Source organism: Chromobacterium sp. W521 (assembly GCF_052805975.1).
The window spans coordinates 120,976-138,048 of the sequence record NZ_JBRBAF010000005.1; the positions used below are offsets into that span (position 1 = coordinate 120,976).

The 17,073-nt window shown below is 64.4% G+C and carries 17 protein-coding genes; 3 read left to right on the top strand and 14 right to left on the bottom strand.

The genetic code is table 11. The features are described 5' to 3' along the window. Positions 1-8: 8 nt before the first annotated feature. Both ACUXV1_RS09040 and ACUXV1_RS09045 read left to right on the top strand, forming a co-directional pair. The gene (locus ACUXV1_RS09040) at positions 9-1,613 is read left to right on the top strand and encodes a carboxyl transferase domain-containing protein (protein ID WP_043642150.1); all 1,605 of its coding nucleotides are present in this window, start codon (positions 9-11) and stop codon (positions 1,611-1,613) included. A 5-nt stretch (positions 1,614-1,618) separates the two neighbouring features. Continuing rightward, on the top strand, positions 1,619-3,583 hold the full coding sequence (locus ACUXV1_RS09045; RefSeq protein WP_446015180.1) for an acetyl/propionyl/methylcrotonyl-CoA carboxylase subunit alpha: 1,965 nt from the start codon (positions 1,619-1,621) through the stop codon (positions 3,581-3,583). Positions 3,584-3,654: 71 nt separating this feature from the next. Here the strand turns inward: ACUXV1_RS09045 and cyoE are convergent, their stop codons facing one another. The 14 genes from cyoE to ACUXV1_RS09115 all read right to left on the bottom strand — a co-directional run bounded on the left by cyoE (position 3,655) and on the right by ACUXV1_RS09115 (position 16,870). Beyond that, on the bottom strand, positions 3,655-4,560 hold the full coding sequence (gene cyoE, locus ACUXV1_RS09050; RefSeq protein ID WP_039754342.1) for a heme o synthase: 906 nt from the start codon (positions 4,558-4,560) through the stop codon (positions 3,655-3,657). A gap of 22 nt (positions 4,561-4,582) precedes the next feature. Continuing rightward, on the bottom strand, positions 4,583-4,903 hold the full coding sequence (gene cyoD, locus ACUXV1_RS09055) for a cytochrome o ubiquinol oxidase subunit IV (protein ID WP_043591087.1): 321 nt from the start codon (positions 4,901-4,903) through the stop codon (positions 4,583-4,585). Then, positions 4,900-5,514 (bottom strand): cytochrome o ubiquinol oxidase subunit III, encoded by a 615-nt coding sequence (gene cyoC / locus ACUXV1_RS09060; protein WP_446015181.1) that lies wholly within the window; start codon positions 5,512-5,514, stop codon positions 4,900-4,902. The genes cyoD and cyoC overlap by 4 nt, the downstream gene beginning before the upstream one ends. 15 nt (positions 5,515-5,529) lie before the next feature. Further along, positions 5,530-7,572 carry a cytochrome o ubiquinol oxidase subunit I gene (gene cyoB / locus ACUXV1_RS09065; protein ID WP_019100422.1) on the bottom strand — a complete coding sequence of 681 codons (2,043 nt, stop codon included), beginning with the start codon at positions 7,570-7,572 and terminating at the stop codon, positions 5,530-5,532. 7 nt (positions 7,573-7,579) lie between these two features. Continuing rightward, on the bottom strand, positions 7,580-8,515 hold the full coding sequence (gene cyoA, locus ACUXV1_RS09070; protein WP_446015183.1) for a ubiquinol oxidase subunit II: 936 nt from the start codon (positions 8,513-8,515) through the stop codon (positions 7,580-7,582). Between the two features lie 723 nt (positions 8,516-9,238). Further along, a complete protein-coding gene (locus ACUXV1_RS09075; protein WP_043642142.1) occupies positions 9,239-11,155 on the bottom strand; it encodes a BglG family transcription antiterminator in 1,917 nt (638 codons plus the stop codon). Positions 11,156-11,201: 46 nt separating this feature from the next. Next, the gene (gene dagF, locus ACUXV1_RS09080) at positions 11,202-11,936 is read right to left on the bottom strand and encodes a 2-dehydro-3-deoxy-phosphogluconate aldolase (RefSeq protein WP_446015184.1); all 735 of its coding nucleotides are present in this window, start codon (positions 11,934-11,936) and stop codon (positions 11,202-11,204) included. A 2-nt stretch (positions 11,937-11,938) separates the two neighbouring features. Next, positions 11,939-13,075: a DgaE family pyridoxal phosphate-dependent ammonia lyase gene (locus ACUXV1_RS09085; RefSeq protein WP_446015186.1), complete on the bottom strand. Its 1,137-nt coding sequence runs from the start codon at positions 13,073-13,075 to the stop codon at positions 11,939-11,941. After that, positions 13,059-14,192: an amidohydrolase/deacetylase family metallohydrolase gene (locus ACUXV1_RS09090; protein ID WP_446015187.1), complete on the bottom strand. Its 1,134-nt coding sequence runs from the start codon at positions 14,190-14,192 to the stop codon at positions 13,059-13,061. The genes ACUXV1_RS09085 and ACUXV1_RS09090 overlap by 17 nt, the downstream gene beginning before the upstream one ends. 10 nt (positions 14,193-14,202) lie before the next feature. Then, on the bottom strand, positions 14,203-14,856 hold the full coding sequence (locus ACUXV1_RS09095; RefSeq protein WP_446015189.1) for a DUF4310 family protein: 654 nt from the start codon (positions 14,854-14,856) through the stop codon (positions 14,203-14,205). 161 nt (positions 14,857-15,017) lie between these two features. Next, the gene (locus tag ACUXV1_RS09100) at positions 15,018-15,794 is read right to left on the bottom strand and encodes a DUF4311 domain-containing protein (RefSeq protein ID WP_019101592.1); all 777 of its coding nucleotides are present in this window, start codon (positions 15,792-15,794) and stop codon (positions 15,018-15,020) included. A gap of 35 nt (positions 15,795-15,829) precedes the next feature. Beyond that, positions 15,830-16,132 carry a DUF4312 family protein gene (locus ACUXV1_RS09105; RefSeq protein WP_446015191.1) on the bottom strand — a complete coding sequence of 101 codons (303 nt, stop codon included), beginning with the start codon at positions 16,130-16,132 and terminating at the stop codon, positions 15,830-15,832. A 3-nt stretch (positions 16,133-16,135) separates the two neighbouring features. Beyond that, positions 16,136-16,498, bottom strand: a complete 363-nt coding sequence (locus ACUXV1_RS09110; protein ID WP_043642128.1) for an SFCGS family glycine-rich protein — start codon at positions 16,496-16,498, stop codon at positions 16,136-16,138. 39 nt (positions 16,499-16,537) lie between these two features. Beyond that, on the bottom strand, positions 16,538-16,870 hold the full coding sequence (locus tag ACUXV1_RS09115; protein WP_048408841.1) for a hypothetical protein: 333 nt from the start codon (positions 16,868-16,870) through the stop codon (positions 16,538-16,540). On the opposite strand from ACUXV1_RS09115, the gene ACUXV1_RS09120 reads away from it, so the two are divergent. Next, entirely contained in the window at positions 16,869-17,060 is a 192-nt protein-coding gene (locus ACUXV1_RS09120; RefSeq protein WP_156183757.1) for a hypothetical protein, read from the top strand. The genes ACUXV1_RS09115 and ACUXV1_RS09120 overlap by 2 nt on opposite strands. The last annotated feature ends 13 nt before the right edge of the window (positions 17,061-17,073 follow it).

Sequence of the window (17,073 nt, forward strand, 5' to 3'; positions counted from 1 at the left end):
GCTTATTCATGTCCCGTATTGAATCCCGCGTTCCCGCCTCCGGCGAGGCGTTTGAACGCAATGCCGAAGCCTACCGCCAACTGCGCGAGCGCATCGCCGCCGCCCGCGACGCCGCCCTGCAAGGCGGCGGCCCCGAAGCGCGCGCCAAACAGGCGGCCAAGGGCAAGCTGTCCCCGCGCGAGCGCTTGTCGCTGCTGCTGGACCCCGGCACGCCCTTTCTGGAGATCGGCCAACTGGCCGCCCACGACGTTTACGACCATGCGGTGCCCTGCGCCGGCATCGTCACCGGCATCGGCATCGTCGCCGGCCACGCAGTGGCGGTGTTCGCCAACGATGCCTCGGTCAAGGGCGGCACTTATTACCCGCTGACGCTGCGCAAGCATCTACGCACCCAGCAGATCGCCCGCGAACAAGGCCTGCCCTGCCTCTATCTGGTGGATTCCGGCGGAGTCTACCTCCCCTTGCAGGAAGACATTTTCCCGGATGAGCAGCACTTCGGCCGCATCTTCCGCAATATCGCCGAGATGTCGGCGCTGGGCCTGCCGCAGATCTCCGCGGTGCTCGGCTCCTGCACCGCCGGCGGCGCCTACATCCCGGCGATGAGCGACGAAACCATCATCGTGCGCGGCAACGGCTCCATCTTTCTGGGCGGCCCGCAACTAGTGCGAGCCGCCACCGGAGTGATCGTGGACGCGGAAACCCTGGGCGGAGCCGACGTGCACGCCCGCGACAGCGGCGTGGCCGACCACTATGCGCTGAGCGACGAGCACGCGCTGCGGCTGATGCGCGACATTGTGGCCCGCCGCGGCCGCGGCAGGCAGTACGCGCCGCCGCAAACGCCGCGGCCGCCGCGTTATGATCCGGCTGAGCTGGCCGGCATCGTCAGCGCCAACCCGCGCGAACATATTCCGGCGCGGGAAATCCTGGCTCGGCTGCTGGACGACTCCGCCTTTGCCGAATACCGCGCCCGCTTCGGCGCCACCATTCTGTGCGGCACCGGCCACATCGGCGGCTATCCGGTGGGCGTGCTGATCAACGACGGGGTGTTGTTCTCGGAGAGCGCGCAAAAAGCGGCCAACTTCATCGAACTATGCGCGCAACGCGGCATTCCCCTGCTATTCCTGCACAATATCAACGGCTTCATGGTGGGCGCGGAATACGAGGCCGGCGGCATCGCCAAGCACGGAGCCAAGATGGTCAACGCCGCCTCCTGCGCCCGCGTGCCCAAATTCAGCATCCTGATCGGCGGCAGCTACGGCGCCGGTAATCTGGCCATGTGCGGCCGCGCCATCGGCCCGCAGTTGATGGCGATGTGGCCCAACGCCAAGACCACGGTGGTGGGCGGGGAACAGGCGGCGACAGTGCTGGCGCTGATCCGCGCGGAACAATTGGAAAAACAGGGCAAGGCCTGGACGCCGGAAGAAGAGGAAAGCTTCAAGCGGCCGATCCGCGACGCCTACGAGCGCCAGGGCCAGGCGCTGTACGTGGCGGCCCGCATGTGGGTGGACGCCATCGTCGACCCGGCCCAGACCCGCGAATGGCTGGCGCTCAGCCTGGCGCTGGCCGCCGCCGCTCCCGTCCAAGACACCCGCTTCGGCGTTTTCAGGATGTAAACACCATGTTCAAACGAATTTTGATCGCCAACCGCGGCGAGATCGCGCGCCGCATCGCCCGCAGCTGCCGGCGGCTCGGTATCGAGCATGTCGCCGTCTACTCCACGGCCGACGCCGACGCCGCGCACCTGGAAGGGGCCGCGGAGCGGCGCTGGATAGGCGAGGCCCCGGCCAGCGCCAGCTATCTGAATGGAGAGGCCATCATTGCCGCGGCGCTGGCCAGCGGCTGCGAGGCCATTCATCCCGGCTATGGCTTCCTCTCGGAAAACGCCGACTTCGCCCGAGCGGTGACCGCCGCCGGCCTGGTCTTCATAGGCCCGGACGCCGACACCATCGCCCAGATGGGAGACAAAGCGCGCGCGCGTCAGTTGATGGCGGCGGCGGGCGTGCCGGTAACGCCGGGCTCGGTGGAGGCCACCGAATCCTACGGTCTGATCCTGGAGAGCAGCGCCGAGATCGGCTATCCGGTCATCCTCAAGCCGGTGGCCGGCGGCGGCGGAAAAGGCATGCAGGTGGTGTGGGAAGAAGCCGCGCTGCGCGAGGCGGTGGACGCCGCCGTGCGCGTCGGCCGCTCCAGCTTCGGCGACGGCCGCTTGCTGGTGGAGCGCTACATCGCCCAGCCGCGCCACCTGGAAGTGCAGGTGTTCGGCGATAGTCGCGGCAATGTGGTGCATCTGTTCGAACGCGAGTGCTCCTTGCAGCGTCGCCACCAGAAAATCATCGAAGAGGCACCGGCCTGCGCGATGCCGGCCGCCACCCGCGCCGCGCTGCTGGACACCGCGGTGCGCGGCGCGGCAGCCATCGGCTACCGGAACGCCGGCACTTTTGAATTCATCCTGGCGCCGGACGGCCAGTTTTATTTCCTGGAAGTGAACACCCGCTTGCAGGTGGAACATCCGGTTACCGAAGCCGTCACCGGCCTGGACTTGGTGGAATGGCAGCTGCGCGTGGCCGCCGGCGAAGCCTTGCCGCTGCGCCAGGAGGAGATCCGCGCAGATGGCCACGCCATCGAGTGCCGAGTCTACGCCGAAGACCCGCTGCGCGAATTCGCGCCCATGCAGGGCAAGGCGCTGCTGGCGCGCTGGCCGCAAGGCTGCCGAGTGGACGCGGCCTTCGACGGCGGCGGCGGCGAAGTACCGGCCTTCTACGATCCGATGCTGGCCAAGCTGATCGCCCACGGCGGCAACCGCGGCGCGGCGCTGGACACGCTACAGGCCGCCGCGCGCGACACCGCGCTGCCGGGCCTGACCAGCAATCTGGGCTTCATCGACCGGCTGCTGCGCGAACCGCGGGTGCGGGCCGGCCTGCTGGACACCCATCTGGTCGACCAGCTCGCCGCCGCGCCGGAAAGCGCGCCGGTGGCCGAAGCCGTCGCCTGCGCCGCAGCCGTCGAACTGGCGCTGAACTGCGCCGAATCATCCTCGCCCTGGCAGGGCGGCATCGGCCCCCACGACCGCGCCGCGCTGGACCCGGACGCGCCCTTGGGCCGCCTGAGCTATCGCGCCGGCGCTTCGCGCTGGCAGGCCCGGCTGCTGGATCGCGCCGGCGCCCATGCCCGCGTGGCGGTGGGAGAGCGGAGACTGTGCGTGGAACTGAGCCGCGACGGCGAGCTGTGGCGCGGCGAGGTGGACGGGCTGCGCTGGAGCGCCCTGCCCTGCGGCGACGACATGGAGCTGACGGTGGGCGGCCATCGGCTGCGCTTGCAGGCGGAGCAGCCGGAGGCTGCCGAGGCGGACGCCGACGCCGGCCAACGGGTGACCTCGCCGATGCCGGGCACCGTGGTGGCGCTGCCGGTGGCCGTCGAACAGCGCGTGGAAGCCAACCAGGTACTGGCCGTGGTCGAAGCGATGAAGATGGAAAACCGGATCTATGCGCCGCGCGCCGGCGTCGTCAGCGCGCTGCACTGCCGGGTGGGCGACATTGTCGCCGCCGACCAAGTGCTGGTCAGCGTCGCGGCCGACGACGTGTGATCGCGCTCTAGCCGCTCAGCCATGAAAAAAGCGCGGGCCGCGGCCCGCGCTTTGTCTTGGCTTGCTGACATTCAGGACTGCGCGGTGGCGCTCAGGCCGGCCAGCTGTTGGCGTTCCGGCTGCCGGAAATCCACCGCCATCATCACGGATAGCGCGGTGATGGTGATGATGGAAAAGAAGAACACCTGACGCGCCCAGACGCGGTCGTCGGTGCTGCTCTTGTAGCCGGACAAGGCCATCTTCAGCCACCACAGGCTGGTGGCTCCGGCCACCGCCAGATAGCCGTAGCCGGCGTATCCGCCGAAAGCCAGCATCGCGGTGGCGGCGCCGAAGGCCAGGATATAAAGCACGATCTGGCGCTTGGCGCTGGAAATGCCCTTGACCACCGGCAACACCGGAATCCCCGCCGCCTGGTAATCCTGCAGGCGGAAGATGGCGATGGCGTAGGAATGCGGCATCTGCCACAGACAGAACATCAGCAGCAGGATAGCCGCGCCGGCGTCGAAACGGCCGGTCACCGCGCAGTAGCCGGCCACCGGCGGCACCGCGCCGGACAAGCTGCCCACCAGGGTGCCGTACACCGAATGGCGCTTCATATAGAGGCTGTACACCCCCACATAGATGACGAAGCCGAACAGCACGCAGCCGAAGGCCAGCGGATTGGTCCAGCGCCACAGCGCGTAGAAGCCGGCCAGGCCGAGCAGCAGGCCGTGAGCCAGCGCCGCCCGGGTGCTCATCGCGCCGGTGACCAGCACCCGCTTGCGGGTACGGGCCATCTTGGCGTCGATGTCCTGGTCTATGCAGTTGTTGATCGCACAGCCGGACGCCACCACCAGCGAGAGGCCGGCCAGCGTGGCCAGCAGCAAGCTCCAGTCAACTCGGCCCTGGGCCGCCAGCAGAAAGCCGCCGACGGCCGAGATCAGGTTGCCGAAGATGATGCCCGGCTTGGTCACCTGCAAATAGCGCTTGAATTTCAAGGCGGTCTCTCTCAACGCCGTCTCAACGCATCATCAGCGCGTCGGCGGTGTAGATGATCCAGATCGACAGCCCGACCAGCAGCACGATCACCATGCCGGTGAACAGGAAGGACATGGTGTTGAGCTTGCCCTCCTTGCTGAAGTCCAGGTGCAGGAAATACTTCAGATGCACCACGATCTGCACCACCGCCAGCGCGAAGATGCCGATGGCCGTCGCCTGCGGCGTGAAGGCGCCGCCCATCACCATCCAGAACGGAATGGCGGTGAGCACCACCGACAGCAGGAAGCCGATCAGATAGCTTTTCACGCTGCCGTGCGCGGCGTGTTCATGTGCCTGGCTCATCCCATGGCTCCTTTCAGGTAGACGACGGTGAACACGCAGATCCACACGATGTCGAGGAAGTGCCAGAACAGCGACAGGCAGTTCAGGCGCGTCATCGCGCGGCCGGTCAGGCCGGTCTTGGCCACTTCCATCATCATCACCGCCATCCAGATCAGGCCGGCGGTCACGTGCAGGCCGTGCAGACCCACCAGGCCGAAGAAGGCCGACAGGAAGGCGCTGACCTGCGGGCCGTGGCCCTCGGAGATCAGGTGATGAAACTCGTTGATTTCCAGGCCGATGAAGACGGCGCCAAACAGGAAGGTCATGCCCAGCCAGCCCAGCACCGCGGATTTATTGCCCTTCTGACCGGCGATCATCGCAAAGCCGTAGGTGATGGAGGACAGCAGCAGCGCCGCGGTTTCCACCAGCACGTATTGCAGATCGAAGATATCCTTGCCGGACACGCCTTCCGCCACATTGCGGAACAGCACGGCGTAAGCCGCGAACGCGCTGGCGAACAGGATGCAGTCGGTCATCAGGTAGAACCAGAAGCCCAGCACGGTTTGCGAACCGCTGTCGTGGTGCTCGTGGTCCTCATGCGCTTCGTGCGCGTCTTTTACATAAGTCGTCATGTCGGATTCAGCCCCTTACGCGGTGGTGGTCGGACGCACAGCCTTTTGCGGCTGGGCCGGATCACGCTCGGTGTAGTTGTCCACGTCGATGCCCAGCTTCTCGAAGCGCTCGCGCTCGATGGCTTCCACTTCCTCCGGCTGCACGTAGTAGTCCAGGTCGTTGTCGTAGGCGCGCGCCAGCATGCAGCCGACGATGCCCACCAGGCCAACGATGGCCAACCACCAGATATGCCAGATCAAGGCGAAGCCCAGCACCGTGGTAAAGCCGCCGATGTAGACGCCCACCGCGGTGTTCTTGGGCATGTGGATAGGCTCGTAGGACTTCGGCACCGCATAGGCCACTCCTTTTTCCTTCATGTCGGTGAAGGCGTCGATGTCATGCACCACCGGCAGCTTGGCAAAGTTGTAGAACGGCGCCGGCGACGAGGTGGACCACTCCAGGGTATGGCCGTTCCACGGGTCGCCGCTGACGTCGGCCAGCTTCTTGCGGTCGCGGATGCTAACCGCGATCTGCAGCAGTTGGCAGGCGATGCCGCAGGCGATCAACAGCGCGCCGAACAGCGCCAGGTACAGCCACGGCTCCCATTCAGGATTGGTGGTGTAGTTCAGGCGGCGGGTCATGCCGAGGAAGCCCAACACATACAGCGGCATGAAGGCGAACATGAAGCCGATCTGCCAGAACCAGAACGAGGCCTTGCCCAGTTTCGGGTTCAACTTGAAACCAAACACTTTCGGGAACCAGAAGGTCACGCCGGCCAAGTAGCCGAACACCGCGCCGCCGATAATGGTGTTGTGGAAGTGGGCGATCAGGAACAGGCTGTTGTGCAACACGAAGTCCGCGCCCGGCACCGCCATCAACACGCCGGTCATGCCGCCGATGGAGAAGGTAACCATGAAACCCAGCGTCCACAGGATGGGAGTTTCAAAGCGCAGGCGGCCGCGGTAGATGGTGAATAACCAGTTGAACAGCTTCACCCCGGTCGGGATCGAAATGATCATGGTGGCGATGCCGAAGAAAGCGTTGACGCTGGCGCCGGAACCCATGGTGAAGAAGTGATGCAGCCATACCATGAAGCCCAGGATGGAAATCGCGCCGCTGGCGTAGATCATGGACTTATGGCCGAACAGGCGCTTGCCGGTGAAGGTGGACACCACCTCGGAGAAAATGCCGAAGGCGGGCAGCACCAGAATGTACACCTCGGGGTGACCCCAGGCCCAGAACAGGTTCAGATACATCATCGCGTTGCCGCCGGCTTCCGCGGTGAAGAAATGGAAGTCCAGGTAGCGGTCCAGGCTCAGCATGGCCAGCGCGCCGGTCAGGATCGGGAAGGAACTGGCGATCAGCACATTGGCCCAGGTGCAGGTCCAGGTGAAGATCGGCATGTCCATCAGCTTCATGCCTGGAGCGCGCATCTTGATCACGGTGACCAGGAAGTTGATCGCCGTCAGCGTCGTCCCTATCCCTGATATCTGCAAGGCCCAGGTGTAGTAATCCACCCCCACGTCTGGACTGAATGCGATGCCGGCCAAGGGCGGATAGGCCACCCAGCCGGTGCGGGCGAAGTTGCCCACGCCCAACGACAGGTTGACCAGAATCACCGCCGCCACCAGCAGCCAGAAGCTCAGCGAGTTCAGGAAGGGGAAGGCCACGTCGCGCGCGCCGATCTGCAGCGGCACCACGATGTTCATCAGGCCCGTCATGAACGGCATCGCCATGAAAATGATCATGATCACGCCGTGGGCGGTGAAGATCTGATCGTAGTGATCGGGCGGCAGCACGCCATGGCTACCGCCGGTGGCGATGGCCAGTTGCGCGCGCATCATCAGCGCGTCGGCGAAGCCGCGCAGCAACATGATCATGGCGACGATGATGTACATCACGCCGATCTTCTTGTGATCGACCGAAGTCAGCCACTCATGCCACAGATAGCCCCATTTGCCCATTTTGGAGATCAGGGCCACCAGCATCAGCCCGATCAGGCCGGCGCCGCCCAGCGCGCCCATCACGATGGGTTCGTGGAAAGGGATGGCGTCCAGCGTCAGTTTGCCTAACAGCATGTCTTGATTACTCCTTCACCGTCAGCGGTTCACACAGGCTCTTGGCCAGCGCGGCCAGCTTGACGTCGGCCTCGGTGGCGGCCAGCGAGGTGCGGCCGGTCATGTATTTGTGCAACACGCCCTGGAACAGATAGGGGGTGACGGCGCCGTAATAGGTCACCGGGTTCTTTTCGCTAGGCAGCACCAGGCCGCGATAGCCGTTGACGTCCAGCGTCTTGCCGGAAGCCTTGACCTTGGCCACCCAGGCATCGAACTCAGCCGGCGTTTTGGTGGCGACGGCGTTGAACTTCATGCCGGAGAAGCCGGCGCCGCTGTAGTTGGCGGAGAAGCCCTTGTACACGCCCGGCTCATGCGCCAGCAGATGCAACTGGGTCTGCATGCCGGCCATCGCGTAAATCTGGCCGCCCAATTGCGGGATGAAGAAGGAATTCATCGCCGCGTCGGAAGTGATCTTGAAATTCACCGGCACATTACTGGGGAAGGCCAGCTCGTTGATCGTGGCGATCTGCTGTTCCGGGTAGATGAACAACCATTTCCAGTTCAACGCCACCACCTGCACCTCGATCGGCTTCTGATCCGAATCCAGCGGGCGGTACGGGTCCAGCTTGTGGGTGGTTTCCCAGGTGAGCACGGCAAGGAAGGCGATGATGATGCAGGGAATCAGCCAGACCACCAGCTCGATCTTGGTCGAGTGCGACCATTTGGGCTCGTAGACGGCGTCCTTGTTGCTGGCTCGGTACTTCCAGGCGAAGAACAGGGTCATCACGATCACCGGGATGACCACCAGCAGCATCAGCGCGGTTGCCGTGATGATCAGGGACTTCTGCTCCGCCGCCACCGGGCCCTTGGGGTCAAGGATTCCGCCTTGACACCCGGCGAGCAGCAACGCCGAAGCAATAGCAAGTCCCCGCCACAGGCGTGAGGGTCTTTGGTTTCTCATCATTTACGACTTTACGGGTTGAACATTCTTGTTATCTCGCCCGGGCGCTACGGCTGCGCGCCATCGGCCCCGGCGGCGGTAATCCAGGCCCGGCTCATGACCGGACGGCAACAGCGAGCCCTTGCGCGGCCGACGGCCATGCAAATGCTATCGTCATAATAAAAAACAATGCGGAACTCGCAGCGCGAGCTGATCAAAATCGAAAGGTCGGTATGATCAATCGACAGGGGCGACGTGAATCGCTCCAAGCGGATGACGCGACAGGAGAGCGGCGACAGCCGGCTTTCTCCTGCTGGGACATCACAACGCTGACAGCCGGCGAACCCTCGGGCGGAGACGCGTCTTCCAGCGGGCAAGCGGCCCTGGACGGCGCAGAAAGCGGCGGGAGCATCCCGGTTGTGAAGCCAGGCGGCGCTATTAAAAACAGTTCGCCCCCAACTTTCAAGGGCAAATTTGATCCAGGTTAATGGCCGCCCGCAGGGCAAAACCAGATCACTTGTTACAGATCAATGACGAAAATAACGCCCAAGCTCAGACATGGCGTGATCTAGAACGAAAGCATGAAGTAAATACTCGAACATATACACAGTTTCAAACTGTTACAAAAAAGCAGGAACTCCACCCTTCGCTGTGCACAAAAACAACGCGATTCAATACAAATCGCAACAAAAACATAAACCAAACCGTATGGATTGACAGCCGCGGGAAAAGCCTTTCCCGCGTGCTTCAGGACTCAGGCAGGCATAGCAAGGCATTGCGCAGAAACTCTTCGAAGCTGCGGCTTTCCACCAGCCGGACGCCGGCGCGTTGGCGCATGAAGGAAACGAACAGTTCGTAGATCGCCATCGCCTCCTCGTACTCGGTCTTGCTGATCGCCAGCAGAAAAATCACCCGCGCCACGCTGCCCTCGCCCCAGGCGACGCCGTGCGGCGCGATGATGGTGCACACCGTGGTTTTGCGCGCCAGCAGACCCAGCGAGTGCGGCAAGGCGATGCCGTCGCCCAGCATGGTGCTGAGAATGTCCTCGCGCTCGCGCACCGAAGGCAGGAAATCGGCGTCGACATAGCCCTCCTCGCGCAACTGCCCGCAAACACGCTCGAACAAGGCCTGCTGGCTCAGTCCCGCTTCCGCCACCCAGAAATGCTTGGCGGAAAAATAGCGTTCCAACATATAAGGCCGGGTACGGTCCACCGCCACCAGCCGCGCCAATTGCTCCAACTGGTAATCCGATGGAAACGGCGACAGCAGCGCCACGGGCTTGCGCTTGTCTTCCAAGCGCACCGTGGACACCACGAAATCCGCGCTCACATGCTCCAGCGCCTCGTATTCCTGACAGGACAAGGAGGCGCACACCTCCAACTGCGGGAAACGGCGCCGCAACACCGCCTCCAACGTGCGCAGCGTAGCGTTGCCGCCGTCGCACACCAGCAGGGCCTGCGGCCGGCGCAGATAGCCGATCTGGTAATGGCGCTCCAGCCCCACGCCGATGTGCAGCACCAGATAGCCGATCTCATTTTCCGAGATCCGGTACGGCGAGTGCTTGGCCCAGCTAGACACCGCCGCCAGCGTGAAGTCGTAGGCCAGCGCGTAATGCTGCTTGATGTCGGCCAACACCGGATTGGGCAGATTAATCTGGTAACGCACCCGGGTGATCATGGTTTTAACGTGGGTGATCAGGTCCTCTCGCAATTGCCGGTCGGCGCGTAGATCGTAACGGTAATGGCGGTTGATATAGTCGAGGATGTAGCAGACCAAGGCGTCGGCGTCGTCGGCGTTGATCGCGCTGGGCAACATGCCGGTCAGGCTGCGCGCGGCAATGTTGACGCAGAGAAAGGCCCGCTCGGCGGCGGCGATTTCCACTCCGCTCATGCGCCTCAGCAGGCCAACGATATGCGTGGCGGCCTGATCCACCGCCGGCAGCGTCTCCTCGCCGCAGAAGTCCTGTAGCGGAAAACCGTCGACGATGCGCTTGGCCGCCACCGCGCAATAAAAGGTCAGAAACTGAGCGCCATCGTCGCTGAGACGGACGCCGGCGCGGCTCAAACAGCCCGGCAGGCCCGCGCGCACCGTCGCCAGCGCGTCGGCCAGCACCGGGTCCGCGCTCAACAGCGGGTGGTCCGGCCGCTCCGCCGCCAGTTGCGCCAATAGATCGCTAAGGCAGACGCGGATGGAGGATTCCGCGCCCAACAGCTTCATGCCGTAGTGCGGCTTGGCCTCTATGCTCAGACCGTAAGCGGCCAGACGCTCGCGCACCTCGGCCATGTCCGCCTGCAAGGTGGCGCGGCTCACGCACCAGGCGTCGGCCAGATCTTGCAGCTTCAAGGCGTAGGCGGAACCGAGAAATTGAGCCAGCAGGTAGTGCACCCGCTCGCCGGCCTGTCGCGGGATGGCGCGGCCGGAACCGGCCTGCGGCCGCACCCGCTGGAAGCGTTCCGGGTCGTCGGCCTGCAGCCGGTAGCCCTCGCCGCGCTTGAGCACGAAGCGCGCGCCGTGCTCGGCCAGAATGGCGTTGAGCGCGTCGATATCGTTGCGCACAGTGCGAGTGGACACCGCCAGCCGACGCGCCAGCTCTTCCTGCGGCAGCGCTTCCGCCTGCAGGGCGGCAAAGGCCTGGGCCAGCCGTTGATAGGGGAATTTGACCATGAGCCTCTTTCTTGAACCCATCCGCGCCCGGCCTCCCCGGGCGCGTCTACAACAAGGCTTTCACCATCGACAGCAGCCGTTCAACGTCGCCCGGCCGGGTTTCGCCATTCGCGTCGATGATGGAGCTGTACACATGCGGAATCACCTTGGGCACGCCGGCCTCCAGCGCCAGGCGGACGATCTCGCTGAAGTTCTCCAGCGAGATGCCGCCGGTGGGCTCCAGCCAGAAATCATGGCGCGCGCAGGCTTCCGCCACCGCCAGGTACTCATCGCGGCAGCCCAGTCCTCCCATGGGAAAGTACTTGATCGAACTGCCGCCCATATCCTTGAGCATGGCGATGGCGGTGTCCACCGGCGCCGCGCAAACGGGCGATTCTGCGCTGAGCGGACCGGTGGACACCTTCACCAGGCCAGGAATGCCGCTGGGCGAAACCAGGCCGTTGACCACGGTACGCGCCTGGCCCAGCAGCGCGCGGCTGGCGCCGACGCCGGTGAACACCTGATTGACGTGCTGCGGCTGCACTTGGCCGGCAATGGCGCTGACCATGTCCGACTGGCGCGGATCGCCGGCGCCCAGCCCCACCGACAAGGCGTTGTCGATCAAGGCCGCGTATTCGCGCATGTCGGCAACCGCGCTGTCCACATCGGCGTAGTTCTTCGACAAGACTCCCACCAATACGTGTCCTTCCGCCGCTTGGTGGATATCTCTGGCATTGTGCTTGCTACCCGCCAACACATTCAAGCAAACGCGGCCTTGATAAAAATTGGGTTCCAGTTTCATGCTTATTCTCCCGTCAGCAAGCGGCGGATGCGCGCGCTGATCTGTTCCAGCTGGGCGGCGTCCACGCTGCGCGCGTCCACTTCCAGCTTGCCCTCGTTAGCCCGGTATTCCCGGAAATAAATGGCGATGTCGCCCTGTTTCAGCGCGGCGGCCGCGGCGGCCGCGCTGAGGCCGGACGCGGCGGCCGCGCTGAGGCCGGACGCGGCGGCGTCAAAAGCGATCTCGGCGCGAGCGATGTCGCGGCCGGCGGCGTCCCAGACCAGCCGCGCGCTCACGCCGGCCAGTTGGTTCAGGCCGGCGATGAAGGGCTGCAGCCGTTCCGCCATGGCCGCTCCGCTTTCCTTGTCCTGTTTGAGATAGCGTTCGATCGCGCAGGTCAGGCCCAGGATGCCCTCCTTGCCCACCTTCATCGCCCGGCCTATGCCCTGGCTTTGCAGCTTGACCCATTCCACATACTGGCGGCGGCCCAGCACCAGGCCGCTGGTCGGCCCCTCAATCGCCTTGGCTCCGCTGTAGATCACCAGGTCGGCCCCTTGCAGGTAGTAGGCGCGCAAGTCCTCCTCCGCCGCCGCATCGACGATCAGCGGCACATGGCGGCGGCGCGCCACCTCGGCGGCCTCAGCCACGCTGAGCACGCTTTTCTGCAAGGCGTGATGCGACTTGATGTACAGAATGGCGGCCGTGTCGGGCCCCACCGCGGCCTCAAGTTGCCCGACCGAACACTCATTGCCCCAGCCGGCTTCCACCACCCGACCGCCGCCCAGCGCCACCATGGTGCCAACCGGCGCGCCGAAATTGACGTTGTGCCCTTTGGGCAGCACGATTTCACGCGGCCCGTTGACTGCCTGCGCGTGCAGGTTCACCAGCAGACGCGGATCATCGCGGACAATGACCGCGGCCACCGACTGAGCAATGCCGGCGGATGCGCAGGACACCACGGTGGCGGCCTCCACCTCCAGCAAGCGGGCGATGTAGTCGCCGGTTTTGTCGACCAAATCCTTCATCTCGAAATACTGGCCCAGGCCCTGCGCCACCGCGGCCGTCACCTCCGGCGCAGGCGTGGATACGCCAAGCATGGTCATGCGGCCGGAGGCGTTGATCACCGGTCGCAGCTGGTACCGTTCATAGATTGAAGACATGGCAAGCCTTTCCTTGTTCGGTGGGCAGCAAAACGCCGCCCGCCACCGCCGCCAGCGGCACCAGGTTACGCACGCAAGTCAGCGTGTCGCCGTCGCTGTCGCTCAGCGGCCGCGGCGCGGTTTCAATGTCGAAAATGGTGAGATCGGCGTCCGCGCCGACTTCCAGCCGCCCTTTGCCGCTGAGCCGCAGCGCCTCTGCCGGCCACCGGGTCACGCAGTCCAACACCCGATCCAGCGGCATGCCCAGGCTCAGGAATTTGGACATCACCGCCGCCAGGCCGAACACCGGCCCGCTGACGCGGTTGCGGCAATAGATGTCCGAGCTGATGGTGTCCGGGTACACGCCCAGCGCCATGGCTTCGCGCGCTACGCGGAAACTGAAGCTGGCGCTGCCGTGGCCGACATCCAACAACACGCCGCGCTCGATCGCGGCCCGCACCGAGGCGCGCAGCGCGCCGGCGGCGTCCAGGATGCGGTTGGGCTTGCCGTTGAAACAATGGGTGACGATATCGCCCGGCTCCAGCCATTCTGCGATCTCGTCCAGCGACGGCGGAGTATTGCCGATGTGCACCATCAGCGGCAGCGGCCCAAAGCGGCGCTGGATCTCCTTGGCCCGCGCCAGCGGCGCGATCCCGTTGGCGCCGACCACGCTGCCGCTCAGCCGAGCCTTGATGCCGACGATGAAATCGCGATGAGCGCGGATCGCCGCGCCCGCCAACGCCACGTCGACATCGTCTAGATTGGCCAACTCATGCTGAGTGGCGAGGCCGATGCGCGAAATATTCAACAGCGCGCGCACATCGGTGCGGCAGCCGCCGGCCAACTCGCGGAAAGCGGCGACATCGTCGGCTCCGACGCTCCCCGCGTCCACTACCGTGGTGACGCCGCCGGCCACGCCCACCTGGTCCGGCTCATCGTGGTAAATCGGCGAAGCCGGGTTGCAATGCACATGGCCGTCTATCCAGCCGGCGCTGAGCCACCAACGGCCATCCAGCCGCACCGTGCGCCGGGCCGGTCCTTCCTGACGCCCCAGCCCGGCGATCTTGCCGTGGCGGACGGCGACGTCCAGCACCGAGCCATCGGCCAGCAAGGCATCCTTGATCAGCAAGTCATCCATCAGCGCCTCCTCAGACAATCGCCACCGGGAACAGCGTGCCCAGCAGCATCGCGCCGAGGATGGCGCCGCCGGTGATGGGTTTGCCCCACAGATAGAAGACCAGCGCGCCCAGCAACGAGCCCACGCCAATGGGAATGGACGCCGCCATCGCCGACAAGATGATCAAGGGGCCGAGGAAGCGGCCAGAGGAGTTGCCGGCGCCCATCATCACGTCGGCGCCGTAAGTGGAATTGCCCTGATTGATGGTGAATTTGCGCGCAAAGACAATCACCGCGCCTATCAGCAGGCCGATGACCAGGCCGGTGGCCAGCGCCGCGCCGAAGTTTTCCACCGGAAACAGAATCCCCGCGCCGAGGAACATGGCCGGAATGCCGAGGCCGACGCCGGTCATGATGGCCCCGCCTATGTCCAGAATGCCCACCAGCGAGCCTTCTATCACCCGGGCAAAGAGGAAGCTGGCGCCGAAGGCCGCCACCGCGCCGTAAACGCCGGTATCCATGCCCGCTCTCAGCATCGAGACGAAAGCCACCTCGTTGAAAGCGCCGATGCCGTAGACGTAATACATATGTGTGCCGGCAAAGACGCCGGCGGACAACAGCCCCACCAAGAGCGGGAAAGACCAATCCGCCAACCAGAAACCAGCGTTGTGTTGTTGCTCAATCATTACGTTCTCCTTACGAACCTGTTTACGATCTGCTGCGCTGCGGCGATACGGCGTTGAAAACGGCTTCGAAATACTCATGCACCACGTGTACATTCCGCTTTCTCAGCCGTTTTCGCCTTGTCTCGCCCTTGCTCGCCAGATCGTAAATACGTTCTTAGCGCTCAAGCGCCGCGCACTGCGGCGTGCAGCAGTTCCAACCAGGACGGGGCGTTCAAGTGGAAGCTGCTGAGCAACTTCAGATCAAAGCCGCGGAAGAAGGCGCTGAGCGCGAACAAGGCCACGATAGCCGCCATCATCAACTTGGTGATCTTGTTCCAGCCGCCCTCGTCCACTCCCTTGCCGATCAGAATGCCCAGCACCAGGCCCGGCACGGCATTGCCCATGATCAACTGGGCCAGACCGCCAAACACCGTGCCCCACAATCCGGAGCGACGGCCGGCCTCAATCGCCGCCAGCCAGAAAATCACCGGCATCACGGTATTGACCAGCAGATTGGCCGCGGGCACCAAGACCTTGACCGCGGTGATTTGCAGCGAAGCCGGCACCGCCGAAGCGGTGGTGTTCAGGAAGGCCACCAGCAGCATGCCTATCACCCCGCACACCAAGGCCATCTTGCGCGGGTTGTGCAGGGTCTCCGCCAGGTTGCGGTTGCGCGCCAGCAGCGCCGCCGCCCCCCAGTGCGGGATCACCCGGTGATCGATGTCCTGAGTGAAAGCGCCGGCCGCCACCGACGAGGCCCAGGCGTTGAAGAAAAAGCCCAGGCCGAAGGAAAAATGCGAGGCCGGATCGCCCTCGCAGGAATTGAGTTCGCCCAGGGTGCGAAAGGCGCCCATGCCTTGGGACGTTGGCGCATGGAACATTCGGGCCGCGCCGGCGCCCACCGCAACCCCGACCAAGCCGCCGATCAACAGCGACTTGAGAAGAATGATCAGAAGCATGGCTTCCTCCTCTGGTATGAAACGACAGCCAGCGCCTAAGCTTGGCGCACAGTGAACGGCACGGCCTCGATATCCAGCACGGTCACGCTGACCTCCACCTCCAACGTGACGGCATAGCTGAGCCGGTCCCGCGGCAGAAAGAAGAACAAAAAGCGCTCGCAACGGCGGACTTCCTCCGCCGCGACCACCGCCACCCGCAGGGGCTCAATGCGCAGCAGCACCTGATGGCCGGCCGCCGTCACCGCGCGCTGCACGCCGGACAAGGCATCGGCGCAAGCCTGCGCCTTGCTGTCGCCGCGGCCGCTGACCGTCACGCTGGATTCGAAACGCCTTTGCATCGCTCAGCCGCCGTATTTCTTCAAATAGGCGGCCACCAGCCGCTGCCCCAGCTCTTCCTTGTCCATGAAACCGAACCCGAGCACGGTGTAGCCCTCCTCGATCGCGGTCACGCCCTCCTCCACCGAACGCATGCCGTATTTGGCCTTGTAGCCGTACTTGGTCTGCGCGGTGATGGCGCCGGCGCCGCCGCTGCCGCAGAAGGAAATCCCCAGCTGCGCGCCCTCCGCCTGCATCACGTCGCCCAATTTCATGTCCGCGGCCATGCCCGGAACCACCACCGCGCGCGCGCCGGCGGCTTCCGCCCCCGCGCCCACTTTCTGTCCCTTGCCCAGGCGGTCGCCAATCACTACGGTTATCTGCGTCATAGTCTTCTCCTCTATCTCTCTAGCTTTGCACGGCGGACTTCAGGCCTTGTTCTTGGCCATCTCGAAATGAATGGACAGCAGCAGCGCTTCTTCTTCCGGCAGGTTGCCGAATAAGGCCACCACCGCGGCGGACAAACGCCGCGTAGTGTCCGAGATCTCGTCGAACAGGCTCTTGTCGAAATCCGGCAGGCCCTCTCCGGTCAAGGAACGGCGTGCCATCGCCAGCACATGCGAATCCAGCTTCTGCTGCTGAACCTCGGTCAAATATTTGCCGGCCGCGTCCAGCAAGGCGGGAACCTGCCCCAAAACCTGGTCCGCCAGACGACGGATAGCGGCCTGGTCGACAGCGATGGGACGGACTTGATCGTTCATGGGGTTTCCTTTGCAAAACGGTTGGCGATGTCGAGAAACTGTAATCAAGCCGCCGCCAACTGTGGACCGGTGGATTTTCCGCTTCGAAACGGAAATCGCCTGCTCGCCGGACCGGAACAACACCGTCCTGACCGTGCTTGCAGTTGAAGCGCGCGGCGGCTCGGGCGATACTTCGCGGATTGACCACTGAATAGATGGATGCA